Here is a 21,322-nt window from a genome sequence, read left to right as displayed (position 1 = left end):
CTGTCGCAGAGTTCCATGTTGAAGCAGGTGGAGCGGGCGATGGGGATCGAACCCACGACATTCAGCTTGGGAAGCTGACGTTCTACCTCTGAACTACGCCCGCGCCGAGGCTTCAGGATAGCGGGCCGCCGTCGCCGCCTCAAGGCCGCTCGATCGGGCGTGCCGCGTCAGGCCACGCCGACCGAAGGCTCCTTCTCTGCCAGCGCCGCCAAGCGCCGACGCAAGCTCAACGGCGCTTGGCGGCGCGATTTGGCGCGGGGGAACGGCATCACCAGGAAGGGCCGACCCTCGGGGTACCCTGCCGGATGGTGGAGCCGTTCAGCAGCGCCCTCCGCATGGACCAGGACGCCGTCGAGGAACAGCGCGTGGTCGGGCGAGACGAGCAGGCCGCGCCGCGGCAGTCTCTCACCGAGCGCTCTGGCCCCGATCCGGACCGGCAGCACGCGCAAGGGATCGGCGGAGCGGCGCGACACGGTCTGCCGCCCCATTTAAACGACCGGCGCCGGGCGACCTGCGGCGCTACGCGCCACATCGCCGCGCTCCAGCGTCTCCACGGCCACGTCGCCCTTGGGAGTGGCGACCAGCGCACCCGGCATGGAGCAGATCGTGCTCGTCGCATCGGCCAATTCGAGTGCTTCGACATCGTAAAGCTTGTCGACGCCTTCGTCTTCGACAGGACTGTCGTGGGAGACGACCGTGTAGAAGCCCCGTTCGTCCTGCCCACAGCTCGCGGTGCAATCGGCCTCGGCACCCGCGAAGACCGTGCTGCTGCCGCCGTGCAACGTGCCGTCGCCCTCACTCCTCGGAGGGTCTCGTCCCAGTCGCCGCCTTCCAGCGAGTCGGCTCCGTCGGACCCTGAAAGGCCGTTGGTGCCCGCGTCACCCATGATCGCGTCGTCGCTGGAGCCGCCGAGCACGTCTTCGACGCCGATCAGCGTCACGGCACCGAGACCCCCGCCGATCGCAAGTGCGCTGGTGGCGCCGCCCTGGAGTTCGCCCAGGCCACCGGCTCCGATCAAGGCATCATCGCCTTCCAAAGCGGAGATCTTGTCCGCCCCGATGTCCCGTCCAGGCAATAGCCGCCGCCGAATGCGTCTTCCGACGTATCTTAACAATACCGGGATGCTCAAATTCATTGAGATTTTTGGTCGACCGTAGAATTACTTTCTGCGTGAGATCGATAGCGAACCGCTCCGCCGTTCGGCGGTGGGCCGTTGCCCGGCGAGGGCCCTGTGGCTATATTGAGCTGGCCACGGTCAACCGGCTCGCGGCGCTCGCGATTTGTCCGGCCAGCTTGCGGCGAGCTTAAAGAAGCGCGCTAAACGGCCGCCGGGCGGTGCTTGAGCCCCGCCCGCGCCCCGGATCAGGGGGCCGGACGACACGCCCAGCGCTTTGCCCAAGGTGCCCGCCGTAGATGTCCAACCCTTCGCCTCCCCGTTCGCTCCGTCCCGCGACTTTGCTGGTGCGCGGCGGCACGCAGCGCACCGACCTTTCGGAGACTTCCGAAGCGCTGTTCCTCACCTCGGGCTTCGTCTACGGCAGCGCCGCGCAGGCCGAGGCGACCTTCAAGGGCGAGGAGCAGCGCTTCCAGTACTCCCGCTTCGGCAATCCCACCGTGGCCATGCTGGAGAACCGCCTCGCCCTGCTCGAAGGCGCCGAAGCCTGCCACGTCACCGCCACCGGCATGGCCGCGGTGCATGCCGCCATGCTGTCGCACCTGAAGGCGGGCGACCGGGTGGTGGCATCCCGGGCGCTGTTCGGCTCCTGTCATTGGATCGTGTCCACCCTGCTCCCGCGTTACGGCATCGAGAGCGAGTTCGTGGACGGCGCCGATCTGGGGCAGTGGGAGCGCGCGCTGTCGCGCCCCGCCGCCTTGGTGCTGCTGGAAACGCCGTCCAACCCGATGCTGGAGTTGGTGGACCTGCCGGCCGTCGCCGACATGGCGCACCGCGCCGGCGCGCTGGTGGTGGTGGACAACGTCTTCGCCACTCCTCTCCTGCAGCAGCCGCTGCGGCACGGGGCCGACGTGGTGGTCTACTCCTGCACCAAGCACATGGACGGCCAGGGCCGGGTGCTCGGCGGCGCAGTGCTCGGCGGCGCCAAATGGGTCGAGGACGTGCTGCGGCCCTTCCTGCGGAACACCGGACCAGCGATGTCGCCCTTCAACGCCTGGGTCGTATTGAAGGGGTTGGAGACCTTGGCCCTGCGGGTGGGCGCGATGGGCCGCAGCGCCGCGGCCATCGCCGACATGCTGGCGGGGCGCCCGGAGGTGGTGCGCGTGCTGTACCCGTTCCGCGGCGACCACCCGCAGCACGACTTGGCGCGGCGTTTGATGACGGGCGGGGGCACGCTGGTCACCTTCGACCTCGCGGACAAGGCAGCGGCCTTCCGCTTCTGCGACGCGCTGCGGATCGTGGACATTTCGAACAACCTCGGCGACTCCAAGAGCCTCGCCACCCACCCCGCGACCACCACCCACATGCGGATCGGCCCGGAGGAAAGGGCGCGCCTCGACATCACCGACGGCACCATCCGCCTATCCGTCGGCTTGGAAGACGTCGAAGACCTGATGGAGGACTTAGCGGACGCGCTGGACGCCGCCGGCGGCCGGCAAGGAACCGGAGCGGCCCGAGCGGCGGAGTAGCGCCCGCCTCTCCGGGCGTGGCAGTCTGGCATCAGAGGAGGACGCGACATGGCGGTCGAGACCCGGGACGCTCCGGATGCGGCTGTTCGCCGGCAATGGCTGGCCTGACCCGCCGATGGCCGCGCCACCCGCCTTCACGGAGGTCACGCGAGGCGTGCGCGTCACGGTCCGCGCGTTCTATCTCGCCGACCAGTCCAAGCCAGAACGCGGCCACTACGTCTGGGCGTACAACGTCTGCATCGCCAACGAAGGGCGGCAAACGGTGCAACTGCTGCGGCGCACTTGGTCCATCACCGACGCGCAGGGGCGCACGCAGCATGTGCATGGCGAAGGCGTCGTAGGCGAGCAGCCGGTGCTCGATCCCGGCGAGAGCTTCGAATACACCTCCGGCACCCCGCTCGAGACGCCGACCGGCTTCATGCGCGGCGCCTACCACATGGTGGTGGCCGCCACCGGGGAGGCGTTCGACGTCGCAATCCCCGGCTTCAGCCTCGACAGCCCGCACCAGCCGAACCGGATGCATTGAACGCCGGGCGGCCTACCCGCCGGGGCCGAGCCCGCCCAGCTTGCGTTCGTAGTGCCGGTAGTACTTGGCGGTGACGAGGTCGGTCTTCACCACGACGCAAACATCGGTGGTGTTGAACTGCGTGTCCAGCACGGCGCCCTCCCCGACGAAGCCGCCGAGGCGGAGGTATCCCTTCAGCAGGGGCGGCAACTCGGCCAGGGCCGCGCGAAGGTCGACGCGGGCGGGGTCCAGGCGGTCCATCGGCACATGGCGCTGCGGGAGCGCGCGCGGCCGGAGTTCCGGCGGCGCCAAGTGGTTGTGGTGTAAATAGGCCAGCGCCGGCGCCAAGGCGTCGAGGTCGGTGCCCGGCAGGCTGGCGCAGCCGAACATCAGGTCTATGCGGTGCTGGAACACATAGGCCGCTATGCCGTGCCATAGGAGCTGAAGGGTTCCGCGCGTGCGGTAGGCCTCATGGACGCAAGACCGTCCCAGTTCGAGGACGCGCCCCGGGTAGGACAGCAACGGCGAAATGTCGTATTCGCCGGCCGAGTAAAAGCCGCCGGCCCGCTCCGCAGCGTCCCTGCGGATCAAACGGTAGGTGCCGACGACCGCCTCGGGGCCGTCGCCGAGGTCATGGTCTAGCACCAGCAAGTGGTCGGCCACCGCGTCGAACGCGTCGATGTCGCGCCGCGTGGCCGCTGCCGCGGGTTCCGCCCGCGCTCCCATTTCCTCGTAGAACACGCGGAAGCGCAACGCGAAACCCGCGTCGGCTTCGGCGGGCGTTTTAGCGAGGCGGACGCCGAGATTGCCTGCCCGCTGCTCCTCGGGAACGGCTTCCGCCGACGGCGCTTCGGCGAGCCGGGACGCGGCGCCGTGCGTCACGCCGCGGCCGCTCCGCTGCACGGCGACCGGGGCGCCGACCGGATCGGGAACCGCGCTCCGCGCGCAGTACCCGAGGAGGGAGTACGGTTGTGCATTTTCTCGTGGTGACGCCGTTTGCGGCAAAGGGCAAGCGCCTTCGCCCGTGGTGTCCGCGCACGGGATGAGCGCCGCGCCTCGATGCCTAGCGTCGGCCGACCGCCCGCGCCGGATCGGCTAGCGTACCACGCGGAGCCGTCCGGGATCAGGGATTGCGGGCCGCGGCACCGGCCGAGTCGCGCCGGCGCCCGCCGACCGGACGTCCGCGCGGCTTGGTCCCAAGTCCGATCTTCTTGGCGAGCGTGGACCGATGCTTGGCGTAGTTCGGCGCCACCATCGGGTAGTCCGACTGCAGGCCCCAACGCTCCCGGTACTGGTCCGGGGTGAGATTGTATGAGGTCTGCAGATGCCGCTTCAGCATCTTCAACTTTTTGCCGTCCTCAAGGCAGATCAGGTACTCGGGAGTAACCGACTTCTTGATGGGTACCGCGGGTTGTGGCCTTTCCGGTTCCGGCGCGGCGATGGGTTGCCCCACCGTGGAAAGGGTGCGGTAAACATCCTGGATCAGGTTTGGGAGGTCGCCCAACGAAACGGGATTGTTCGACACGTGCGCGGAGACTATTTCCGCGGTCAAGCCGAGCAAGTCGGCGTTTGGGGATTGGTCAGCCATGGTCACGTCTCTTTCCGATCCGAATCCGCGTTTTATATTGTCAAAGACCGCCGTTTCGCAATGCGTTTCGCAAGGACTGGATGGAATGGATCAGGTTGCTGCGGTGCCGCAAAACCTTACTGGGGATTATTTCCTTGATATCGTTGCGGAGACTTGTCCCATGACCTTCGTCCGAACCCGCCTGATGCTGGACCGCATGGCGGCGGGCCAAACGCTGCTGGTGCGGCTGCGGGGCGCCGAACCGCTCACCAACGTCCCCCGCACCGCCCTGGAACAAGGCCATTCCGTCCTGGGCAGCGCCGAGCGGGAAGACGGCACATCCTTGGTGCTGCTGCGGAAGGCCGCAACTCCGTCCCAGCGCACGCCGTGACGGGGCAGCCTGGGATCGCTCAGCCGCGGAACTGCGCCCCGCCGTCCACCTCGATGGTCGCGCCGCTCAAGTAGCCGCCGCGGGGGCCGGCGCAGAACACGACCAAGTCCGCTATCTCCTCCGGATGGGCGGGGCGGCCGAGCGGCAGGCCGTTGAGCATCTCCTCCCATCGCGCCCCGTCGCCGAAGCGCGTCAGCGCGCGTGACTTGGAGAGTTGCACGATGCGATCCGTGCGGGTGGCGCCGGGCGACACCCCCACGACGCGCACGCCCTTGTCGGTGCTGCGCCCGCCGAGGGCGGCGGTGAAGGCGATCAGCGCGGCGTTCCCGGTGGCGCCGCAAACGTAGTCTGCGCGCGGCGCGCGGCCTGCCATGCCGATCACGTTGACGATCGCCCCTCCCTTCTCCGCCTCCATCCGCGGCAAGTAAAGGCGGCAGAAGTGGATGTAACCGAACACCTTGAGGTTCCAGGCCTCGATCCAGCGCGAAAGGGGCAGATCCTCCAGGGTGCCGCCCGGGATCGCGCCGGCGTTGTTGACCAACACGTCCAGGCGTGGATGGGCCGCGTGCAAGGCTTCCCGCGCCGCCGGGTCGGACAGGTCGGCGGCGTGCGTCGCCACCGACACGCCGCGGTGCCGGGCCTCGATGCCCTCGCGCGCCCGGCCGAGCGCTTCCGCGCCCCGCGCGGCGAGCACGAGGTCGCATCCTTCGCGCGCGAAGGCCTCAGCGCACGCCAAGCCGATGCCTTTCGAAGCGCCGGTGATCAGCACCCGCTTCCCGGCCAGACCCATGTCCATGCCGCACCCTCCCGCTGTTGTCGGAGCGGGATGTTAGGCCGGCAGCGGCCGGCGGCCATGGCCCCTCCGCCCGTGGGCGACGGCAGCGGTCAGAGCCGCGGCGCCACCCCCGAAACCCCGGTCACCTGCTCCAGCGCCGCCAGGGACAGCAGGTAGGCGTAGCGGGTCTGGTTGGCTTGGATGCGGGTGGCGTTGAGCGTCCGCAGCGCGTCGAGCACGTCGAGCAGGTCGCGCCCGCCCGCCAGGTAGGCCGCTTCCGTGCTGCGGTACGCCTCCTCCGCGCGGTCCAGGGCGCCACCCCGGTAGAGGTTCACCAGCGCCCTGGCCTGTTCGTAGGCGGCCCAGGCCGCGGCGAACTCCGCGCGAGCCTGGAGCAGCGCCGCTTGCGCCCCGACCTGCGCCTGCGCGGCCTGGGCGTTGGCGACGCCGACGTTCCCTCGCACGATCCGGCCCGTGAAGATCGGCACGGACACGGACACGCCGAAACTGTCCACCGCGTCAAGGCGCCGCGCCGAATCCGGCAGATCCTGCGAAAGGCGCGAGCGGCTGTAAACTCCGTTCACGGTGACATCGCGCTGCCGCCCGGCCTCCGCCAGCAGCCGGTTGGCGTCGGCCGCGGCCGCCTGCCGCGCGGCGGCCACCACGTCGGCCCGGCTCGCCAGGGCGCCGGCGAGTTCGTCCCGGCCGATGCCGAGTCCAGGCGCTTGGTCGAAGCGGCCGCGGACGTCAAAGGCGACCGGTGAAAGGACGGTCCGCACCGAAGTCGGCGCGCTGGCGGGCCCGGGCGGCGTGCCGGCGGGGCCGCGAGGGTCCGGCGGCGGCGGTGCCAGCGCGCGGGGAGGCGAAGGGTCGACGCCGAGCGCCGGGATCTGCCCCGCGCCGGCGCGGAACGCCGCCGGGTCGGCGGCGAGCAGCGCCGCCACGGCTGCCACCCCGGCCGCGTAGGACTGGGCGTTCGAAGTGACGTCGCCCTCGAAGGGCAGCCGGCTCGCCTGGAAGCGCAGCAGGTCGCTTTCCGGGACGGCGCCGTCCCGGAGCCGTCGGCGCAGCAACGCCTCCGTGCGGTCGAGCGCGGCGCGGTTGCCGAGCGCCACCTCCAGGTTCGCTCGCGCCAGCAGCGCGCCGAGGAAGGCCTGCCGGAGCTGGAACAGTTGCGTGCGCAAGGCGTCCAGCACCTGCGCTTCGGCGGCCTCGATCTGCTGGTCGGCCAAGCGGGTGCGCAACTCCCGCTTGCGGCCGCGCTCCACCAGCACCGAAAGGCCGACCTGGATGTTGTTGGTGGGCGCAAGGCCCCGCACGCCCCGCGGGGCGCCGCCCGAAGCTTCTGCGAACTGCCCGAAGGTGTTGCCCACCGTCACCTGCGGCGGCGGCAAGGACGATGCGACGAGCCGCTGGGCGCGCGCGGCGTCCACCCCGCGGCGGGCGGCAACCAGCGCAAGATTGCGCTCGAGCAGCAGTCGCTCGGCCGCGTCGAGGGTCAGCGGCTCCGTCGTCGCCCCGACCGGCGATGGCGCTGTGCCCGCCGGGGGGGTGGCAGAAGGGGCCGGGGTGGTGGGCTGACGGGCAGGTTGCCGGGCCTCCGCGGCCTGCGCCGTAGCTGCGCCGAGCAGGAGCCACAGCAGCAACCCGGGGGCGGCGGCGGGCTTCTTCACGCGCGCGCCCCGCCGCCGACCCGGCCACCAGCCGCCTGCGCGGCCGCGGCCGCCGCGCGCTCCGCCCGGCGGGCGCGGGGCGAGCGGCCGAACAGGTCGATCATCGCGGGGAACACCACCAGGATGAACACCGGCACCAAGCCGATGCCGCCGACCACCACGAGCGCCAACGGCTTCTGCACGTCGGCGCCGATGCCGGTGGCCAAGGCCATCGGCAGCAGGCCTGCGAAGGAGGCGAAGCAGGTCATGAAGACGGGGCGCATCCGGTCCTGGCCCGCTTGGTCCAGCGCCTGCCGCCACGGCCTGCCTTCCACCAGCAGGTGCTTGAAGTGGGACATCATGATGATGCCCTCCATGACCGTGATTCCGAACAGCGCAAGGAAACCGATCGCGGCCGGCACGCTGAAGTTGAGCCCGGCTACGGCCAGCGCTGCGACGCCCCCGACGATGGACATCGGCACGATGCCGAAGACCAGCAGGGTGTCGCGGAGGTTGCTGAACTGCACGTAGAGCAGGACGACGATCAAGGCGAGCGCGGCCGGCACCACCACCACGAGCCGGCCGATCGCTTCCTGGAGGTTGCGGAACTCGCCCACCCATTCGAGCCGGTAGCCGGGCGGCAACTCCACCCGCCGCGACACCTCCTCCTGCGCCTCCGCGACCGTGCTCGCCGGGTCGCGGCCGCGCACGCTGAAGCGGATGGGGAGGTAGCGGCTGGCGTCCTCGCGGTAGATGTAGGACACCCCCGACACCAGCTTGATCTCGGAAACGTCGGCGAGGACGGCGCCGCGCGGCCCGCCCACGGGTATGCGGCCGATGGCGTCGAGGCTGCTGCGGTAGGGCGCGTCCAGGCGCACCATCACCGGGAAGTTGCGGTCGCCGCCCGGCTCGTAGAGCCGCCCGGCCTCGCGCCCGCCGATCGCCGCCTGCACCATCTGGTTCACGTCGTCGATGCCCAGGCCGTAACGCGCCGCGCGGGCGCGGTCGATCTGCACCGCGACGGTGGGCTGGCCGAGCGAGCGGGACACGGCGAGGTCGGCGACGCCCGGGATGCCAGCCAGCACCCGGCGGATCTCCTCCGCCTTGCGCGTGACGATGTCGAGTTCCGGACCGAGCACCTTGACCGCGTTGGCCCCTTTCACGCCGGAGGCGGCTTCCTGGACGTTGTCGCTGATCGCTTGGGAGTAGGAGAAGTCGATGCCCACGAATTCGCGCGACAGCCGCGCCTGCATGGCGTGGACCAACCCGTCGCGGTTCGGGGCCGTGCGCCACTGCTCCGGCGGGCGGAGGGGGAGGAAGAACTCGGCGTTGAAGAAGCCGGCGCTGTCCGTGCCGTCGTCCGGGCGCCCCTGCTGGGAGGTGGCGGTGATGACCTCCGGGAACTCCATGAGCACGCCGCGGATGCGGTTCACCGTGGCGTTCCCCTCCTCCAGCGAGATGGTGCCCGGCATGGTGGCGCGGACCCAGAGGTTCCCCTCCTCCAGCGCCGGCAGGAACTCCGCGCCGAGCGACGAGAGCAGGAAGATCGCGCCGGCGAACAGGGCCGCGGCCGCGGCCAGGCACAGGGGGCGCGCCCGCATGGCCAAGCCGTAGAGGCGCCGGTAGGCCGAGCGCAGGCCGCGCACCAGCAGCGTGTCGCGCTCCTCGCTGTCCTCGCGCAGCATGGCGGCGGCCAGCGCCGGGGTGATCGTGAAGGTCGCCAGCAGCGCGCCGACGATCGCGTAGGCGTAGGTCTTCGACATCGGGCCGAAGATCCGGCCCTCGATGCCGCCCAGGGTGAACAGCGGGATGAAGGCGGCTATGATGATGAGCGCGGAAAAGAAGATGGCCTTGTCCACCTCGCCCGCGGCCCGCAGCACGATCAAGGACAGGCCCGAGAAGCCCCTGGAACCCCTGGGCACCGCCTGGCGGCCGGACTGGGCGCGGGCGAGGCCGAGGTGGCGGTAGATGTTCTCCACCATGATCACGGTGGCGTCCACGAGCAGGCCGAAGTCCAGCGCGCCCAGCGACAGCAGGTTGGCGCTCTCCCCGCGCACTAGCATCAGGAGGATGGCGAACAGGAAGGCGAAGGGGATGGTCGCCGCCACCACCAGCGCGCCGCGGAAGTCCCCGAGGAACAGCCACTGGATGAGCAGGATCAGCGCCACGCCCTCGATGATGTTGTGGACCACCGTCCGGGTGGTGACCTTCACCAAGTCTTCGCGGTCGTAGAGCGGGACTATCCTGACGCCAGGCGGCAGCACGCCGCCGGCGTTGATGCGCGCCACTTCCTGCTGCACGCCGCGGATGGTGGGCAGGGTCTGCTCGCCCCGGCGCATGAGCACGGTGGCGAGCACCACGTCGTCGTCCTCGGCGTGGCCGGCGATGCCGAGCCGCGGCAGGTTGCCCACTTCCACCCTGGCTATGTCCGACAGCAGCACCGGGACGCCTTGCTCCGCCGAGATCACCACGTTCTCGATGTCGTCCACGTCGCGGATCAGTCCGATGCCCTGCACCACCGCCGCCTGCGGCCCGATGCGGATGGTGCCCGCCCCCACCGTGGCGTTGCCGGCCTTCACCGCGCCGATGACCTGCGGCAGCGTCATGCCGAAGGCGGCCATGCGCCGCAGGTCCACCACCACGTTGTAGCTATTGGACAGGCCGCCGAAGGAGGTGACGTCCACCACGCCCGGCACCCGCTTGAAGCGGCGGTCCAGCACCCAGTCTTGCAGCGTCTTCAGGTCGGCCAGCGAGTAGCCGGGCGGCCCGACCAGCCGGTAGCGCATGATCTCGCCGATGGGCGACAGGGGCGAGATCGCGGGCTCCACGCCCGCCGGCAGCGAGTGGAGCTGCCCCAGCCGGTTCAGCACCTGCTGGAGCGCTTGGTCGTAGGTGTAGTTGAAGTTGAATTGCACCCGCACGTCGGACAGGCCGAACAGGCTGGTGGAGCGGACCGAGGCGAGGTTCGGCACGCCGGCCATCGCCACCTCGATCGGGATGGTGACGTAGCGCTCGATCTCCTCCGCGCTCTGGCCCGGGTTCTGGGTGATGATGACCACCTGCGGCGGCACCGGGTCCGGGTAGGCCTCGATGTTGAGCCGGGTGAAGCCCCAGAGCCCGAGCACGATGAACACGAAGAACAACAGGATGACCAGCGGCCTGCGTTGCAGGGCGAAGGTGACGACGTGACGCATAGGTAGCCTTTCGGCCCTCGGCGGGCCCTGCTCAGCGCGCCGGGCGCGTCAATCGATGCGGGCGGCGCGGTCGATGAAGAGCGCGCCGCCGGTGACCACCCGCTCCCCGGCGTTCAGGCCTTCCTTGACCTCCAGCATGCCGCCGGAACGCACGCCCACGGTGATGCGGCGGAGGATGAAGCGGTTGCCGTCCAGCGCCACCCAGACGCTCACTTCCGAACCGCGGTGGACCACCGCGCCCACCGGCACCGCGACCGACCGCTTCGGCTCGCCGAGCGTGATGTGGAAGGTGGCGAACATCTCCGGTTTGAGGAGGTGTTCGGGGTCCCGGACCTCTGCCCGGACCGTGAGCCGCCTCGTGGCAGGGTCGAGCCCGGCGCCGATGCCGGCGATGTGGGCTTCGAACTTCCGGTCGGGCAGCGCGCCGACCGTGACCTCGACCGGCTGGTCGAGGCGGACCAGCGGCGCGTCGCGCTCGCGCACCGCCGCCACCAGCCACATGGTGGACAGGTCGGCTATGGTGAAGATCGGGTCCGAGCCGCCGGCCGAAAGCCACTGCCCCAGCCCCACCCGGCGCTGCACGACGGTGCCCTCGATCGGCGAGGCGACAGGCACCACCGCGTCCACTTGGCGAGTCGCCTCAATGCGGCGGATCTGCTCCTGCGAGCGGCCGAGGACGCGCAGCTTGTCGCGCGCCGCGGCCAGGGCCGATTCCGCGCTGCGGAGGTCGTCGGCGGCGTTGGTCGCGGCCACGCGCGCCTGCTCGACGTCCCGCTGGGACGCGGCGCGGGCGGCGAAGAGGCTGGCCTGCCGCCTTTCCTCGCGCTGCGCCTGCTCCAGCGTGGCCCGGGCCTTGTTGCTGGCGTCGAACGCGGAAAGCAGGTCGTTGGCCGCGCCGGCGAGGTCCGTGGTTTCCATCTCCAGCAGGGCTTCGCCGACGTCGATGTGGTCGCCCAACCGGGCGATCACGCGGACCACGCGGCCGTTGTAGGGGGAGAAGACCGGGGTGGACCGGTCCTCGTTGTAGGCGATCCGGCCCTCCGCGACGCGTTCGTCGCGGAACTCCCGCGGCTGCAGTTCCTCGATGCGCAAGGAGCGCATCTCGGCATCGGACAGGCGGAACACGCCTTGCGACAGCGCCTCCGGCTGGGTCGCTTCCGCGACCGCTTCGGGCTGCCGCCAGTTCCGTTGCCAAAGAAAAGCGCCGGCTCCGGCGGTCAACAGCAGCAGCAGCAGGACGGCGGCCACGGCCGGCCAGCGCGATGTACGCCGCGGCGGTGGGGGATGCTCGCCGGGGTCCGCCGGCGGCGCAGACGTTTCAGCCCGTGGCGCGCCCGGTGAAGACCCGACGCGGGCCGCGTCTTCAGCGACATCCGAAGCCGGCGTCGGACCCGCTCCGGTCCCCCCCGGGCGCGGCATGGCGTTCATCGTTGCGGTGACCTCGTCAATGATCGCCGCCCCCAGGGTCCATCGTCGAGCGGCCACGCCAAAACGCCCCGGTCGCGGGACGCCGGGGGCGCATCGAGCCGCGGACCATGCGCGCCCCAGCCTTGCCGCCACATAGGCCGAAACCTAAACGCTGAGAAAGCTGAATTCCTCCCGGCGTCGCGAATTGCGATCAGATCGGCAGTTCGATGAGGAACGGCCCTGGCCGGGAGGAGGCCTGCGAGATGAGATCGCCGCAGGCTTCGAGGGTATCGGCCCGCGCCGCTTCGACGCCCATGCCGTTGGCGATCCGCACCCAGTCGATGTCTGGATTGCCGAGGTCCATCATGTCGAGCGCGGTCCGGCCGGGGTTGGCGCCGACGTTGGCGTATTCCCCTAGGAGAATCTGGTACTTGCGGTTGGAGAGCAGGAGGGTCGTGACCGGCAGCCGCTCCCGCGCCTGCGTCCAAAGGGCTTGCAGCGTGTACATGGCGCTGCCGTCCGCTTGCAGCGCGATCACCCGCCGCCTGCCGCCCGCGCCGATGGCGGCGCCCGTGGCCACCGGCGGCCCGTAGCCGATCGCGCCGCCGCAATTCTGGAGCCAGTCGTGCGGCGGAGCGGCGTGGGTCTGCGCGAAGGACGAGCGGCCGTAGGTGACGGACTCGTCCACCACCACGGCCCCTTCCGGCATCAGCGCGGCGACGCAGCGGGCCAGCCCCTCGGGCGAAAAGGCTCCTCGGGGCGCCTCCGGCCGCGGACCGGGGTCGGGCATGGGCGCGTCCGGCGCGTTCAGCTCCTCGGCCAAGGCGCGGAGCGCGGCCTCGGCGTCCTGCTCGTAGCGGGTGAGGACGTGGACCGAGGCGGCCTCCGGATAGTGCTTGGACGGCGTGTCCGGGTAGGCGAAGAAGCCGATCGGCGGCTTGGCGTTCACCACGATCAGGTGCTCCACCCACTTCAGGGCCTCGATGGCCTGCGGCGCCGGGTAGGGCACGCGTTCCAGCGGCAGGCGGCCGCGACCTCGCTGGATGCGGCCGTTCGAGCCCTCCGCCATCAGCCGCGCGCCGGTGGCGGCGGCGATGCGGTTCGCCCAACGCTGCGCGCCCTCGCGCAACGCCAGCCCGCCGAGCAGGATCAGCACGTTCCGCTTGTCACGGAGGACCCTGGCGGCGGTGCGGACCGCCATCGGGTCGGCCTGCGGCGGCTCTGGCGCGGGCAGCGCGGGGGCGACGACGCCGCCCTCGTCCCAAGAGGCGTCGGAAGGCAGGACCAGGGTTGCGACCTGGCCGGGCGAGGTCCGCGCCGCCTGCACTGCCACCGCGGCGTCGGCGCCCACGTCCGCGGCCCTCATGGAGGTGCGCACCCAGGCCGAGGCGCCCCGCGCCCAGCCTTCGGTGTCGGCGGTCAGCGGCGGGTCGTAGGGCCGGTGGTAGGTCGCCTGGTCGCCGACCACGTTGACGATGCCGCTGCGGGCGCGGCGGGCGTCGTGCAGGCCGGCGAGGCCGTTGGCCAGGCCGGGGCCGCAATGGAGCAGGGTCGCGGCGGGTTTCTCCGCCATGCGCCAGTAGCCGTCGGCGCAGCCGGTGACGACGTTCTCCTGCAAGCCGAGCACGCAGCGCATCCCGGGCACGCGGTCGAGCGCCGCGACGAAGTGCATCTCGCTGGTGCCGGGATTGGAGAAGCAAACGTCCACGCCGCTCCCCAACAGGGTGTGGACCAGGCTCTCGGCTCCGTTCACCGCTCTTCCTCCGACCCTCGTTCGGGCCGCAGGGTGGGCGGGCGCAGCGCTGCGGGCAAGGTGCTGGCCTCCCCGCTCGTGCCGGGGTTAGGCTGCCCGCATGGGACGAACGATCCTCCTCGGCTTCCTCGCCGGCTTCGCCGCGGTGCTGGTGTTCCACCAGGGCGCGGCTTGGCTGCTGCACATGCTGACGGTGAAAGCGCAGGTCGGCACCGGTGTGTTCGGGCCCGTGGGCTTCCCGTTCAGCATGGCGCCGACCAAGCCCCTCGGCGTGCCGCAACTGGTCTCCTGGGCGTTCTGGGGCGGTGTTTGGGGCGTCCTGCTCGCCGCCATCCTGCGCGGGACGCGGTTGCCGGACCTCCTGTTCGGCTTCGTGTTCGGGGCGCTCGTGCTGACGCTGGTGGCGTTCACGGTGGTCGCCACGCTGAAGGGGCAACCCCTCTTCGCCGGCTACAACCAGCGGATCTGGTGGCGCGCGCTCCTGCTCAACGGCGCCTGGGGCTGGGGGACCGCGCTGCTGCTCCGCCCGCTGCGGAGGTTCTGATGGCCGTGCGGCGCTTCGTCGCCTCGCGCCGTGCGGCGCTCGGGCTGCTCGGCGCGGGGGCGCCGCTGCTGTTGGAGGCGCCCCCGCGGGCGCAGGCGCCCCGGCTCGACCGCGTTTCGTTCGTCACCAACTGGCGGGCCCAGGCGGAGCACGGCGGCTTCTACCAGGCGCAGGCGGCCGGGCTGTACCGGCGCGCCGGGCTGGAAGTGGACTTGCGGTCGGGCGGGCCGCAGGTGAACCCGGCGCAGCTCCTGCTCGGCGGACGCGTCGACATGAGCATGGGCAACGGCGTCACGGCGCTGAACTTCGTTCAGCAGAACCTACCCTTCCTCTGCATCGGCGCGCTGTTCCAGAAGGACATGGTGGTGCTCATCGGGCACCCTGGCACCGGCCTCACCGGCTTCGAGGCGCTGCGCGGGCGGACGGTCCTGATCAGCGCCGAGCCGCGGGCGACGTGGTGGCCCTTCCTCCGCGGAAAGTACGGCCTGCGCGACGAGCAGGTGCGTCCCTACACCTTCTCCCTCCAGCCCTTCCTGGCCGATAGGATGCTGGTGCAGCAGGGATACCTGGGCTCCGAGCCGTTCAGCCTGCGCGCGGCCGGCGTGGAGCCGGACACCTTGCTGCTGCACGACGCCGGCTTCGAGAACTACGGCACGACGATCAACATCGGCGCCCGCACGCTGGAGCAGCGGCGCGACGTCGTCCAGCGCTTCGTGGACGCCACCGTGGAGGGCTGGGACCAGTACCTTAAAGGGCCGGCGGGCAACTTCGACACGGCGGCGGCGAACGCGCTCATCCGGGCGCAGAACCCGGAGATGGGCGACGACCTCATCGCTTTCGGCACGCGCATGATGAACGAGGCGGGCATCGTCCGCTCCGGCGACGCCGCGACGCTCGGCATCGGCGCCATGACCGAGGAGCGCTGGCGGCGCTTCCACGCCGCGGTCGCCGCGGTGGGCGTGCTGCCGCGCGACCTCGATTGGCGGCGGGCCTTCGACCTATCGCTGGTGAACAAGGGCATCGGCAAGGCGTGACGGCGCCGCCGCTCGTCGCGCTGCGCGGCGTCGGCGTGCGATTTGCGAACGGGACCGAGGCGTTGGCGGGCGTCGACCTGGAGGTCCGGTCGGGCGAGTTCCTTTCCCTGCTCGGGCCGTCGGGTTGCGGGAAGTCCACCTTGCTGCGCTTGGTCGCGGGGCTGATCCGGCCCTCGTCCGGCGAGGTCGTGTTCTCCGGCGGCGGGCGGCCGGGCGACATAGGGTTCGTGTTCCAAGACCCGACCTTGATGCCTTGGGCGACGGCGCTGGCGAACGCGCGGTTGCCGCTCCGCCTGCGCCGCGTGGCGCGTAGCGAGGCGGACGCGCGGGCGGCAACCGCCTTGGCCGCGGTCGGGCTCGCGGGCTTCGAGCGGGCTTGGCCGCGGGAGCTCTCGGGCGGCATGCGGATGCGCGTCTCCATCGCGCGGGCCTTGGTGACGCGCCCTTCGCTGTTGCTGATGGACGAGCCTTTCGCGGCGCTCGACGAGATCAACCGGCACCGCCTGAACGACGACCTGCTGCGGTTGCGCGCCGAGAGCGGGGTGACGGTGGCCTTCGTGACGCATTCGGTGTTCGAGAGCGTGTACCTGTCCTCCCGCGTCGCGGTGATGGCGGCGCGGCCGGGGCGGGTGGTGGCCGACCTGCCCGTTCCCGCGCCCTTCCCGCGCCCGCCCGGGTTCCGGACCTCGACCGAGTTCGCCGCCCTGTGCGGCGGCGTCGCCGCGGCGCTGGAAGGGGCGATGGCGGCGTGATCGCGGCGGCGCTGCGCTGGGCGGCGGCGCCCGGCCTCGTGGGGTTGCTGGGGCTCGGGCTGTGGGAAGGCTCGGTGCGGCTGTTCGGCGTGCCGTCCTACGTGCTGCCGGGGCCGGCGGCGATCGCGTCGGCGCTGCGGGAGGATTGGGCGCTGCTGTGGCCCTCCACGCTGGTGACGCTGCGGGTGGCGCTGCTGGCCTTGCTGGTGGCGGTGGCGTCGGGCGGGCTGCTGGCGGTGTTGTTCGCGCAGTCTCGCGCGCTGGAACGGGCGCTGTTCCCCTGGGCGGTGGTGTTGCAAGTGACGCCGATCGTGGCGATCGCGCCGTTGATCCTGATCTGGGTGGAGGACGTGACGGCTGCGCTGCTGGTCTGCGCCTCCATCGTGGCGTTCTTCCCGGTGCTGTCGAACACGGCGCTCGGGCTGCGTTCGGCGGACCGGAACCTCGTGGAGCTGTTCCGCCTCTACGGCGCCACGCGCGGGCAGGCGCTGGCGCTGCTGCTACTGCCCTCCGCCCTGCCCTTTTTCCTGGCGGGGCTGCGCGTCGCGGGCGGGCTCGCGTTGATCGGCGCCGTGGTGGCGGAGTTCGTGGCCGGCGCGGGCGGCACCGGCGCGGGGTTGGCGTTCCGCATCCTCGAAGCGGGGTACCAGCTGCGAATACCGCGGATGTTCGCGGCGCTCGCGCTGATCTCGGCCCTGGGCATCATCCTTTTCGCGGCGCTCGGCTTGGTGCAACACCTTTCGCTGCGACAATGGCACGAGAGCGCGGCTAGGCGGGATGGATGAATCTGTCTTGTTTGAGTGCTGCTTGATTCTTTAGAATCTCACTGCCTATTGCGCCGGGATGGTGACGGTCGGCGCAGGCTGGCCCTGGCCAGCTCCCGGCGAGGACTTCCAGGATGTGCGCGAAGGCGAAGGCCGCCTTGGAACGGTAGTCGCTGGCGTCGATCCATAACCAGCGCCCGCGGTACTCGACCGCGGCATAGGCATCGTCCGGCGCGCGGTCGCCTTGGCGCACCACGACCAAGCGACCGCGCAGGCCGGCAGCGCTGGCTTCGGTGGCCGGGGTTTCGCCCCGCCGGACATCCGCTTCCGGCATCTCGATCTGGGAGCCCAGCTCGTGGAGGATCTGCAGCGCGGAGCGGGTCAGGACCGCGACCTGGCCGGGGCCGCGGCGGCGGCGGCCGTAGACCACCTCCAGTTCGCGCGCGTCCGGGCCGCTGCCCAGCAGTTCCTTCACCCGTCGCGCCGCGGCGTCCGCGCGCCGGTTGTCACCGTCGAGGAGCAGGTAGACCCGGCGGCTGCTGGGGGGGCCGGCGCCGGCTGGTTGGCGCTCGAAGCGCAGGCCCACCGCGCCAGCGGATTGGACCTCGCGCATCGCTTCCATCAGCGCCTCGAAACCCTCGGACGCCTCCCGCGCATCGCCGCCGCGGGTGGCGCCGTTGGAGAGCCCGTTGACCGACTGGACGCCGAGGCGGAACAGCACGTCGATCGGGGCGCCGCTCTGCGCCCGGGATAGCAGTTCCGCGGGTGCGAGCGGCCGCAGGTAGGATTGCGCGTAACGCTCGCCCGTCACCGGCATGAAGGTAAAGGTGGGACGGGTGTTGTATCGCACCGTGCCGGCCACCGTCGCCAAGTTGCCAGCGGCGGCGTTCGGGTAGTCGCTGAGCCCGAGCTGGCCCGTGCTCTGCAATGTGTAGCCGGAGATGAGCTGGCTGACAGCGATGAAAGCCTGCACGTCGGCGTGGCGCAGCCGGACCATGTTGAGCAGCATTTGCCGCTTGAGCCGGTCGCCGAGCGCCGCGATTCATCCGGTTTGGTCCGCGTTCAGGCGCCCCGGCCCCGTCCAAGCGCAGCCGGCTGCGCCGAGGACGACCGTCGGGAGCAGCGCGGCGAGCGCGAGGTCACGCGGGGCGCGGCTGTGGCGGCAAGCGGCGGGGTTCCTCATGGCGGTCGCCGGGTCTCCTTTGGTGGGCGGCCCGCCTTGACGGCAGGGCTGGCGCCGGCGGACCGGCGGCGCTTCGCCGCACGCCCGCCGGTGCCTGACGGGCGAGGATGGCCCGGCTCGGCCGGGGGGGGCCTCAACGGGGTTGAGCGCTGGTGCTGGATCGCCCCGGCTCGCACCATCGAGCCACCGCAAGCGGCGAAGGGCTTACTGAGCTACGCTGGTTCGGCCCTCGAGGCAGCGGTGCGCAGGATCAACATCCACGAGACGATGACCGGACTGTCGCGTCCGTTCGAAAGGGCGGCACGCGGCGAGCCTCCCCTGGGCGCCAAGGCCCGGGAGCCGATGGTGAAGGTGGCGCCGCTCAACCCGGCCGAGTTCAACATGAGCCGCCGCGGTCAATACCGCCCGCAGACGCGAGTCTTTGCGCGCGGACGCAGCTAAATTGCAGGGCGGACCGCCGAAGGCCTGATGCCGCGGGTCGCGGTGACGGGCGAAAATGCTATCGCCGTCATCCGGAAGTCGCCGCTGCTCGAGGCCCGTTCGACCGAGGCATGGTCGCCCAGGCGCGAAGGAACAGGCGACGGTGCTGACCGCCAACGCAGCGCCGGGGCGCCGCGCGGGGCCGGTGCGCCTCGTCGCCCGACTGCCCCCGAGCGCGTGCGGTGCCCGCCGCGGTCAGCGTGGCGGGATGCGGAGCACCTGGCCCGGGTAGATGCGGTCCGGGTGTTCCAGCATCGGGCGGTTGGCCTCGAAGATGCGGTTGTAGGCGTTGGCGTCGCCGTACTGCTTCTTGGCGATGGCGGAAAGCGTATCGCCCTTCTGCACCGTGTAGAACATCGAGCCGCCCGGCCCCTGCTCCACCGGTTGCGGCGAAGCCCCACTCACCGCGCCCCCAGCGGCGCTGGTGCCGGCTGCGCCGGCCGGGAGCTGGGCCATGCCGCCGATGGCGCCGGCGAGCGAGCCGGTCTGCTCGCCGCCCTGGAGCCCGCCGTCGTCCACCTTGCCGACGCCTTCGACGTTGCCCACGGCCAGCACGATCTTCTCGCGCGTTTCGGCGTCCGGCACGTTGCCGGACAGGTGGACGGTGTCGCCCTCGACCTCCATCGACACTTGGTCCGCCGGCAGGCCGAGCCGCTTCAGCTCGTTCGCCAGCGCTTCGGGGGTCGGGGCGGAGTAGGCCCCGCCGTGGCCGGAGAGCTTGGCGCCCACGTCGCGGAGAAAGCTGAACAGGCCCATGGCTAGGCGCTCCTTTGTTGGTCGACGGCGGAACGTGCCGCGGGGCCGGCGGTTGCCGGGCGGGGCACGGGGCGCCACATGCGAAGGATGGAAGCGCCGCCCCTGCTGGTCCAGCCCGACCCTTCGGACCCGCGCCTGACGCGGCGCGTCTCGGGGGTGGACCACACCGGCGCCCTCGTGGAGGCGAGCGTCACGGTGGAGCGTCCGCTCACCCTTTATCTGAACGGGCAGGAGGTCGTGACCATGATGACGATCCTCGACCTGCCGGAGGACTTGGCGCTCGGCTACCTGCTCAACCAAAACATGCTGAAGCGCGGCGACCGGGTGACCGGGGTGGAGTACGACGACGACCTCGGGGTGGTGGTGGTGCGGACGGAGGCGCGCACCGACTTCGAGACCAAGCTGCGCAAAAAGACGCTCACCAGCGGCTGCGCCCAGGGCACGGCCTTCGGGGACCTCCTGGAGGATTTCGAGTCGGCGCGGTTGCCGGCGGAGGCGGAGGTGCGAACCTCCTGGCTGTACCGCTTGCTGCACCGGATCAACACCCTGCCGACGCTTTATCTGGAAGCGGGCGCCATCCACGGCTGCGCCTTGTGCGAGCGGGACCGGCCGCTGGTCTACATGGAGGACGTCGGCCGGCACAACGCGGTGGACAAGATCGCTGGCTGGATGTTCCGCCACGACACGGCGCCGGGCGACAAGATCTTCTACACCACCGGGCGCCTCACCTCGGAGATGGTGATCAAGACCGTCCGCATGGGCATCCCGGTGCTGGTCTCGCGCAGCGGCTTCACCGCTTGGGGGGTGGAGCTGGCCCGGCAAGCGGGGCTGACGTTGATCGGCCGCTGCAAGGGGCGGCGGTTCCTGGCGCTGGCGGGGCAAGACCGCATCGTGTTCGACGCCGACCTCCGCTACGTGGAGGAGGAGAGCGCGAAGCACTGGCGGAAGAACTCGCGCGAGGCCGAAGCGGCGGGCTCCGATGGCGCCGCGGGCTGACACGCTGGGGGCGGTGCTGGCCGGCGGGCTGGCGCGGCGCATGGGCGGCGGCGACAAGCCGCTCCGGCGCCTGGCCGGTCGGCCGCTGCTGCGGCACGTGCTGGACCGGGTTTCGCCGCAGGTGGCGTCGGTGGTGCTGAACGCGAACGGCGACCCGGGGCGCTTCGCCGACTACGGCCTGCCCGTGGTAGCGGACGGGGTGCCGGACAACCCGGGGCCGCTGGCCGGCGTGCTGGCGGCGCTCGACTGGGCGGCGGAGCGGCGGCCGGAGCTGCCCTGGGTGCTGACCGTGCCCGGCGACTGCCCTTTCCTGCCCTTCGACCTGGCGGAAAGGCTGCACGCCGCGCGGGAGCGGGACGGCGCACCGCTGGCTTGCGCCGCCACGGAGGGCCGGACGCACCCGCCGGTCGGGCTTTGGCCGGTATCGCTCAGGTCCGCCCTCCGGGACGCGCTGGCCGGGGGAGAGCGCAAGATCGACCGTTGGACCGCCCGCTTCGGCTGCGCCGTGGAGGGGTGGCCGGCCGCGCCGGTGGACCCGTTCTTCAACGCCAACGCGCCGGACGACCTCGCAACGGCGGAGCGCATTCTCTTGCGGCGGCCCAACGGCGTGCCCATAGGGAATGAAGAAGGATCGAAGAGGGAAAAACCGCCGTGAAAGCCATCATCACCGGGGTGCTGTTGGCCGCGGCCCTGGCGACAGGGGCGGCCTTCATCCTCAACAGCGAAGTCCAGAGCACGGCCGGCGACTTCTACCGGTCGGACGCCGTGCGTTTGTGAGGCGTTCCGCCGCCCTGGGCGAGGCGGCAAGCGGGCAGCATATTTTTATTTTGCAACATAAACACGAAACGTCCCAAAAATAAATATGCGCTCGGAATTGTGATCGCGCTGGACCGGCATGGCATTGCGCGTTATCGAACCGATGTCGC

At 71.1% G+C, this 21,322-nt stretch carries 22 protein-coding genes, 1 tRNA gene and 1 riboswitch; of the genes, 11 read left to right on the top strand and 12 right to left on the bottom strand.

Going from position 1 to position 21,322, the window contains the following annotated elements; all coding sequences use genetic code 11:
* Positions 1–28: 28 nt before the first annotated feature.
* The 3 genes from ABD067_RS14100 to ABD067_RS14090 all read right to left on the bottom strand — a co-directional run bounded on the left by ABD067_RS14100 (position 29) and on the right by ABD067_RS14090 (position 782).
* A tRNA-Gly gene (locus ABD067_RS14100) sits at positions 29–103 on the bottom strand.
* Positions 104–167: 64 nt separating this feature from the next.
* A complete protein-coding gene (locus ABD067_RS14095; RefSeq protein ID WP_343895946.1) occupies positions 168–488 on the bottom strand; it encodes a Hint domain-containing protein in 321 nt (106 codons plus the stop codon).
* Positions 489–782: a Hint domain-containing protein gene (locus tag ABD067_RS14090; protein WP_343895945.1), complete on the bottom strand. Its 294-nt coding sequence runs from the start codon at positions 780–782 to the stop codon at positions 489–491.
* A 480-nt stretch (positions 783–1,262) separates the two neighbouring features.
* Positions 1,263–1,341: riboswitch (SAM riboswitch) on the top strand.
* 72 nt (positions 1,342–1,413) lie between these two features.
* On the opposite strand from ABD067_RS14090, the gene metZ reads away from it, so the two are divergent.
* Positions 1,414–2,643, top strand: a complete 1,230-nt coding sequence (gene metZ, locus ABD067_RS14085; protein WP_343895944.1) for an O-succinylhomoserine sulfhydrylase — start codon at positions 1,414–1,416, stop codon at positions 2,641–2,643.
* Between the two features lie 76 nt (positions 2,644–2,719).
* Complete coding sequence (gene apaG / locus ABD067_RS14080; protein ID WP_408871558.1) at positions 2,720–3,169, top strand: Co2+/Mg2+ efflux protein ApaG; 450 nt, start codon at positions 2,720–2,722, stop codon at positions 3,167–3,169.
* Positions 3,170–3,181: 12 nt separating this feature from the next.
* Here apaG and ABD067_RS14075 read toward each other — a convergent pair whose 3' ends face one another.
* Positions 3,182–4,030 carry a GNAT family N-acetyltransferase gene (locus ABD067_RS14075; RefSeq protein ID WP_343895943.1) on the bottom strand — a complete coding sequence of 283 codons (849 nt, stop codon included), beginning with the start codon at positions 4,028–4,030 and terminating at the stop codon, positions 3,182–3,184.
* A gap of 241 nt (positions 4,031–4,271) precedes the next feature.
* Positions 4,272–4,736 (bottom strand): MucR family transcriptional regulator, encoded by a 465-nt coding sequence (locus ABD067_RS14070; RefSeq protein ID WP_343895942.1) that lies wholly within the window; start codon positions 4,734–4,736, stop codon positions 4,272–4,274.
* An 85-nt stretch (positions 4,737–4,821) separates the two neighbouring features.
* Between ABD067_RS14070 and ABD067_RS26425 the strand changes: the two genes are divergently transcribed.
* Positions 4,822–5,106, top strand: a complete 285-nt coding sequence (locus ABD067_RS26425; RefSeq protein ID WP_456305250.1) for a sulfurtransferase TusA family protein — start codon at positions 4,822–4,824, stop codon at positions 5,104–5,106.
* Positions 5,107–5,125: 19 nt separating this feature from the next.
* Here ABD067_RS26425 and ABD067_RS14060 read toward each other — a convergent pair whose 3' ends face one another.
* The 5 genes from ABD067_RS14060 to ABD067_RS14040 form a co-directional block, all read right to left on the bottom strand.
* A complete protein-coding gene (locus tag ABD067_RS14060; protein WP_343895940.1) occupies positions 5,126–5,902 on the bottom strand; it encodes an SDR family oxidoreductase in 777 nt (258 codons plus the stop codon).
* A gap of 89 nt (positions 5,903–5,991) precedes the next feature.
* Positions 5,992–7,554: a TolC family protein gene (locus ABD067_RS14055; protein WP_343895939.1), complete on the bottom strand. Its 1,563-nt coding sequence runs from the start codon at positions 7,552–7,554 to the stop codon at positions 5,992–5,994.
* Positions 7,551–10,727, bottom strand: coding sequence for an efflux RND transporter permease subunit (locus tag ABD067_RS14050; RefSeq protein WP_343895938.1), 3,177 nt, complete (start codon positions 10,725–10,727; stop codon positions 7,551–7,553). The genes ABD067_RS14055 and ABD067_RS14050 overlap by 4 nt, the downstream gene beginning before the upstream one ends.
* Before the next feature lie 48 nt (positions 10,728–10,775).
* A complete protein-coding gene (locus ABD067_RS14045) occupies positions 10,776–11,975 on the bottom strand; it encodes an efflux RND transporter periplasmic adaptor subunit (RefSeq protein ID WP_343895937.1) in 1,200 nt (399 codons plus the stop codon).
* Between the two features lie 370 nt (positions 11,976–12,345).
* Entirely contained in the window at positions 12,346–13,887 is a 1,542-nt protein-coding gene (locus ABD067_RS14040) for an acetolactate synthase large subunit (RefSeq protein WP_343895936.1), read from the bottom strand.
* A 100-nt stretch (positions 13,888–13,987) separates the two neighbouring features.
* On the opposite strand from ABD067_RS14040, the gene ABD067_RS14035 reads away from it, so the two are divergent.
* The 4 genes from ABD067_RS14035 to ABD067_RS14020 are packed head-to-tail and all read left to right on the top strand — an operon-like array spanning position 13,988 to position 17,002.
* Complete coding sequence (locus tag ABD067_RS14035) at positions 13,988–14,431, top strand: hypothetical protein (protein ID WP_343895935.1); 444 nt, start codon at positions 13,988–13,990, stop codon at positions 14,429–14,431.
* Complete coding sequence (locus tag ABD067_RS14030) at positions 14,431–15,465, top strand: ABC transporter substrate-binding protein (RefSeq protein ID WP_343895934.1); 1,035 nt, start codon at positions 14,431–14,433, stop codon at positions 15,463–15,465. The genes ABD067_RS14035 and ABD067_RS14030 overlap by 1 nt, the downstream gene beginning before the upstream one ends.
* Complete coding sequence (locus ABD067_RS14025) at positions 15,462–16,217, top strand: ABC transporter ATP-binding protein (protein ID WP_343895933.1); 756 nt, start codon at positions 15,462–15,464, stop codon at positions 16,215–16,217. The genes ABD067_RS14030 and ABD067_RS14025 overlap by 4 nt, the downstream gene beginning before the upstream one ends.
* On the top strand, positions 16,214–17,002 hold the full coding sequence (locus ABD067_RS14020; protein ID WP_343895932.1) for an ABC transporter permease: 789 nt from the start codon (positions 16,214–16,216) through the stop codon (positions 17,000–17,002). Before ABD067_RS14025 ends, ABD067_RS14020 begins: the two co-directional genes overlap by 4 nt.
* On the opposite strand, the gene ABD067_RS14015 is transcribed toward ABD067_RS14020, so the two are convergent.
* Positions 16,986–17,990, bottom strand: coding sequence for a hypothetical protein (locus ABD067_RS14015; RefSeq protein ID WP_343895931.1), 1,005 nt, complete (start codon positions 17,988–17,990; stop codon positions 16,986–16,988). The two genes, ABD067_RS14020 and ABD067_RS14015, sit on opposite strands and share 17 nt — an antisense overlap.
* Before the next feature lie 210 nt (positions 17,991–18,200).
* On the opposite strand from ABD067_RS14015, the gene ABD067_RS14010 reads away from it, so the two are divergent.
* Positions 18,201–18,605 (top strand): hypothetical protein, encoded by a 405-nt coding sequence (locus ABD067_RS14010; RefSeq protein ID WP_343895930.1) that lies wholly within the window; start codon positions 18,201–18,203, stop codon positions 18,603–18,605.
* Between the two features lie 234 nt (positions 18,606–18,839).
* Here the strand turns inward: ABD067_RS14010 and ABD067_RS14005 are convergent, their stop codons facing one another.
* Positions 18,840–19,400: a LysM and BON domain-containing protein gene (locus ABD067_RS14005; RefSeq protein WP_343895929.1), complete on the bottom strand. Its 561-nt coding sequence runs from the start codon at positions 19,398–19,400 to the stop codon at positions 18,840–18,842.
* 87 nt (positions 19,401–19,487) lie between these two features.
* Here ABD067_RS14005 and fdhD point away from each other — a divergent pair, with 87 nt between their 5' ends.
* The 3 genes from fdhD to ABD067_RS13990 are packed head-to-tail and all read left to right on the top strand — an operon-like array spanning position 19,488 to position 21,173.
* A complete protein-coding gene (fdhD, locus tag ABD067_RS14000) occupies positions 19,488–20,396 on the top strand; it encodes a formate dehydrogenase accessory sulfurtransferase FdhD (protein WP_343895928.1) in 909 nt (302 codons plus the stop codon).
* Entirely contained in the window at positions 20,380–21,051 is a 672-nt protein-coding gene (gene mobA, locus ABD067_RS13995) for a molybdenum cofactor guanylyltransferase MobA (protein ID WP_343895927.1), read from the top strand. Before fdhD ends, mobA begins: the two co-directional genes overlap by 17 nt.
* Positions 21,048–21,173 (top strand): hypothetical protein, encoded by a 126-nt coding sequence (locus ABD067_RS13990; RefSeq protein ID WP_343895926.1) that lies wholly within the window; start codon positions 21,048–21,050, stop codon positions 21,171–21,173. Before mobA ends, ABD067_RS13990 begins: the two co-directional genes overlap by 4 nt.
* Positions 21,174–21,322 lie beyond the last annotated feature (149 nt).

The sequence above is a fragment of the Craurococcus roseus genome, assembly GCF_039523795.1.
Classification (GTDB): Bacteria; Pseudomonadota; Alphaproteobacteria; order Acetobacterales; family Acetobacteraceae; genus Craurococcus; species Craurococcus roseus.
Note: the sequence above shows the minus strand (reverse complement) of the source record. Positions and strands in the feature narration are given on the sequence as shown.

Excerpts from the sequence above, each read along its gene's own strand:
- ABD067_RS14095 (WP_343895946.1), bottom strand. The coding sequence starts at position 488 with ATGGGGCGGCAGACCGTGTCGCGCCGCTCCGCCGATCCCTTGCGCGTG.
- metZ (WP_343895944.1), top strand. The coding sequence starts at position 1,414 with ATGTCCAACCCTTCGCCTCCCCGTTCGCTCCGTCCCGCGACTTTGCTG.
- apaG (WP_408871558.1), top strand. The coding sequence starts at position 2,720 with ATGCGGCTGTTCGCCGGCAATGGCTGGCCTGACCCGCCGATGGCCGCG.
- ABD067_RS14070 (WP_343895942.1), bottom strand. The coding sequence starts at position 4,736 with ATGGCTGACCAATCCCCAAACGCCGACTTGCTCGGCTTGACCGCGGAA.
- ABD067_RS26425 (WP_456305250.1), top strand. The coding sequence starts at position 4,822 with ATGGATCAGGTTGCTGCGGTGCCGCAAAACCTTACTGGGGATTATTTC.
- ABD067_RS14060 (WP_343895940.1), bottom strand. The coding sequence starts at position 5,902 with ATGGACATGGGTCTGGCCGGGAAGCGGGTGCTGATCACCGGCGCTTCG.
- ABD067_RS14050 (WP_343895938.1), bottom strand. The coding sequence starts at position 10,727 with ATGCGTCACGTCGTCACCTTCGCCCTGCAACGCAGGCCGCTGGTCATC.
- ABD067_RS14035 (WP_343895935.1), top strand. The coding sequence starts at position 13,988 with ATGGGACGAACGATCCTCCTCGGCTTCCTCGCCGGCTTCGCCGCGGTG.
- ABD067_RS14030 (WP_343895934.1), top strand. The coding sequence starts at position 14,431 with ATGGCCGTGCGGCGCTTCGTCGCCTCGCGCCGTGCGGCGCTCGGGCTG.
- ABD067_RS14015 (WP_343895931.1), bottom strand. The coding sequence starts at position 17,990 with ATGCTGCTCAACATGGTCCGGCTGCGCCACGCCGACGTGCAGGCTTTC.
- ABD067_RS14005 (WP_343895929.1), bottom strand. The coding sequence starts at position 19,400 with ATGGGCCTGTTCAGCTTTCTCCGCGACGTGGGCGCCAAGCTCTCCGGC.
- fdhD (WP_343895928.1), top strand. The coding sequence starts at position 19,488 with ATGGAAGCGCCGCCCCTGCTGGTCCAGCCCGACCCTTCGGACCCGCGC.
- mobA (WP_343895927.1), top strand. The coding sequence starts at position 20,380 with ATGGCGCCGCGGGCTGACACGCTGGGGGCGGTGCTGGCCGGCGGGCTG.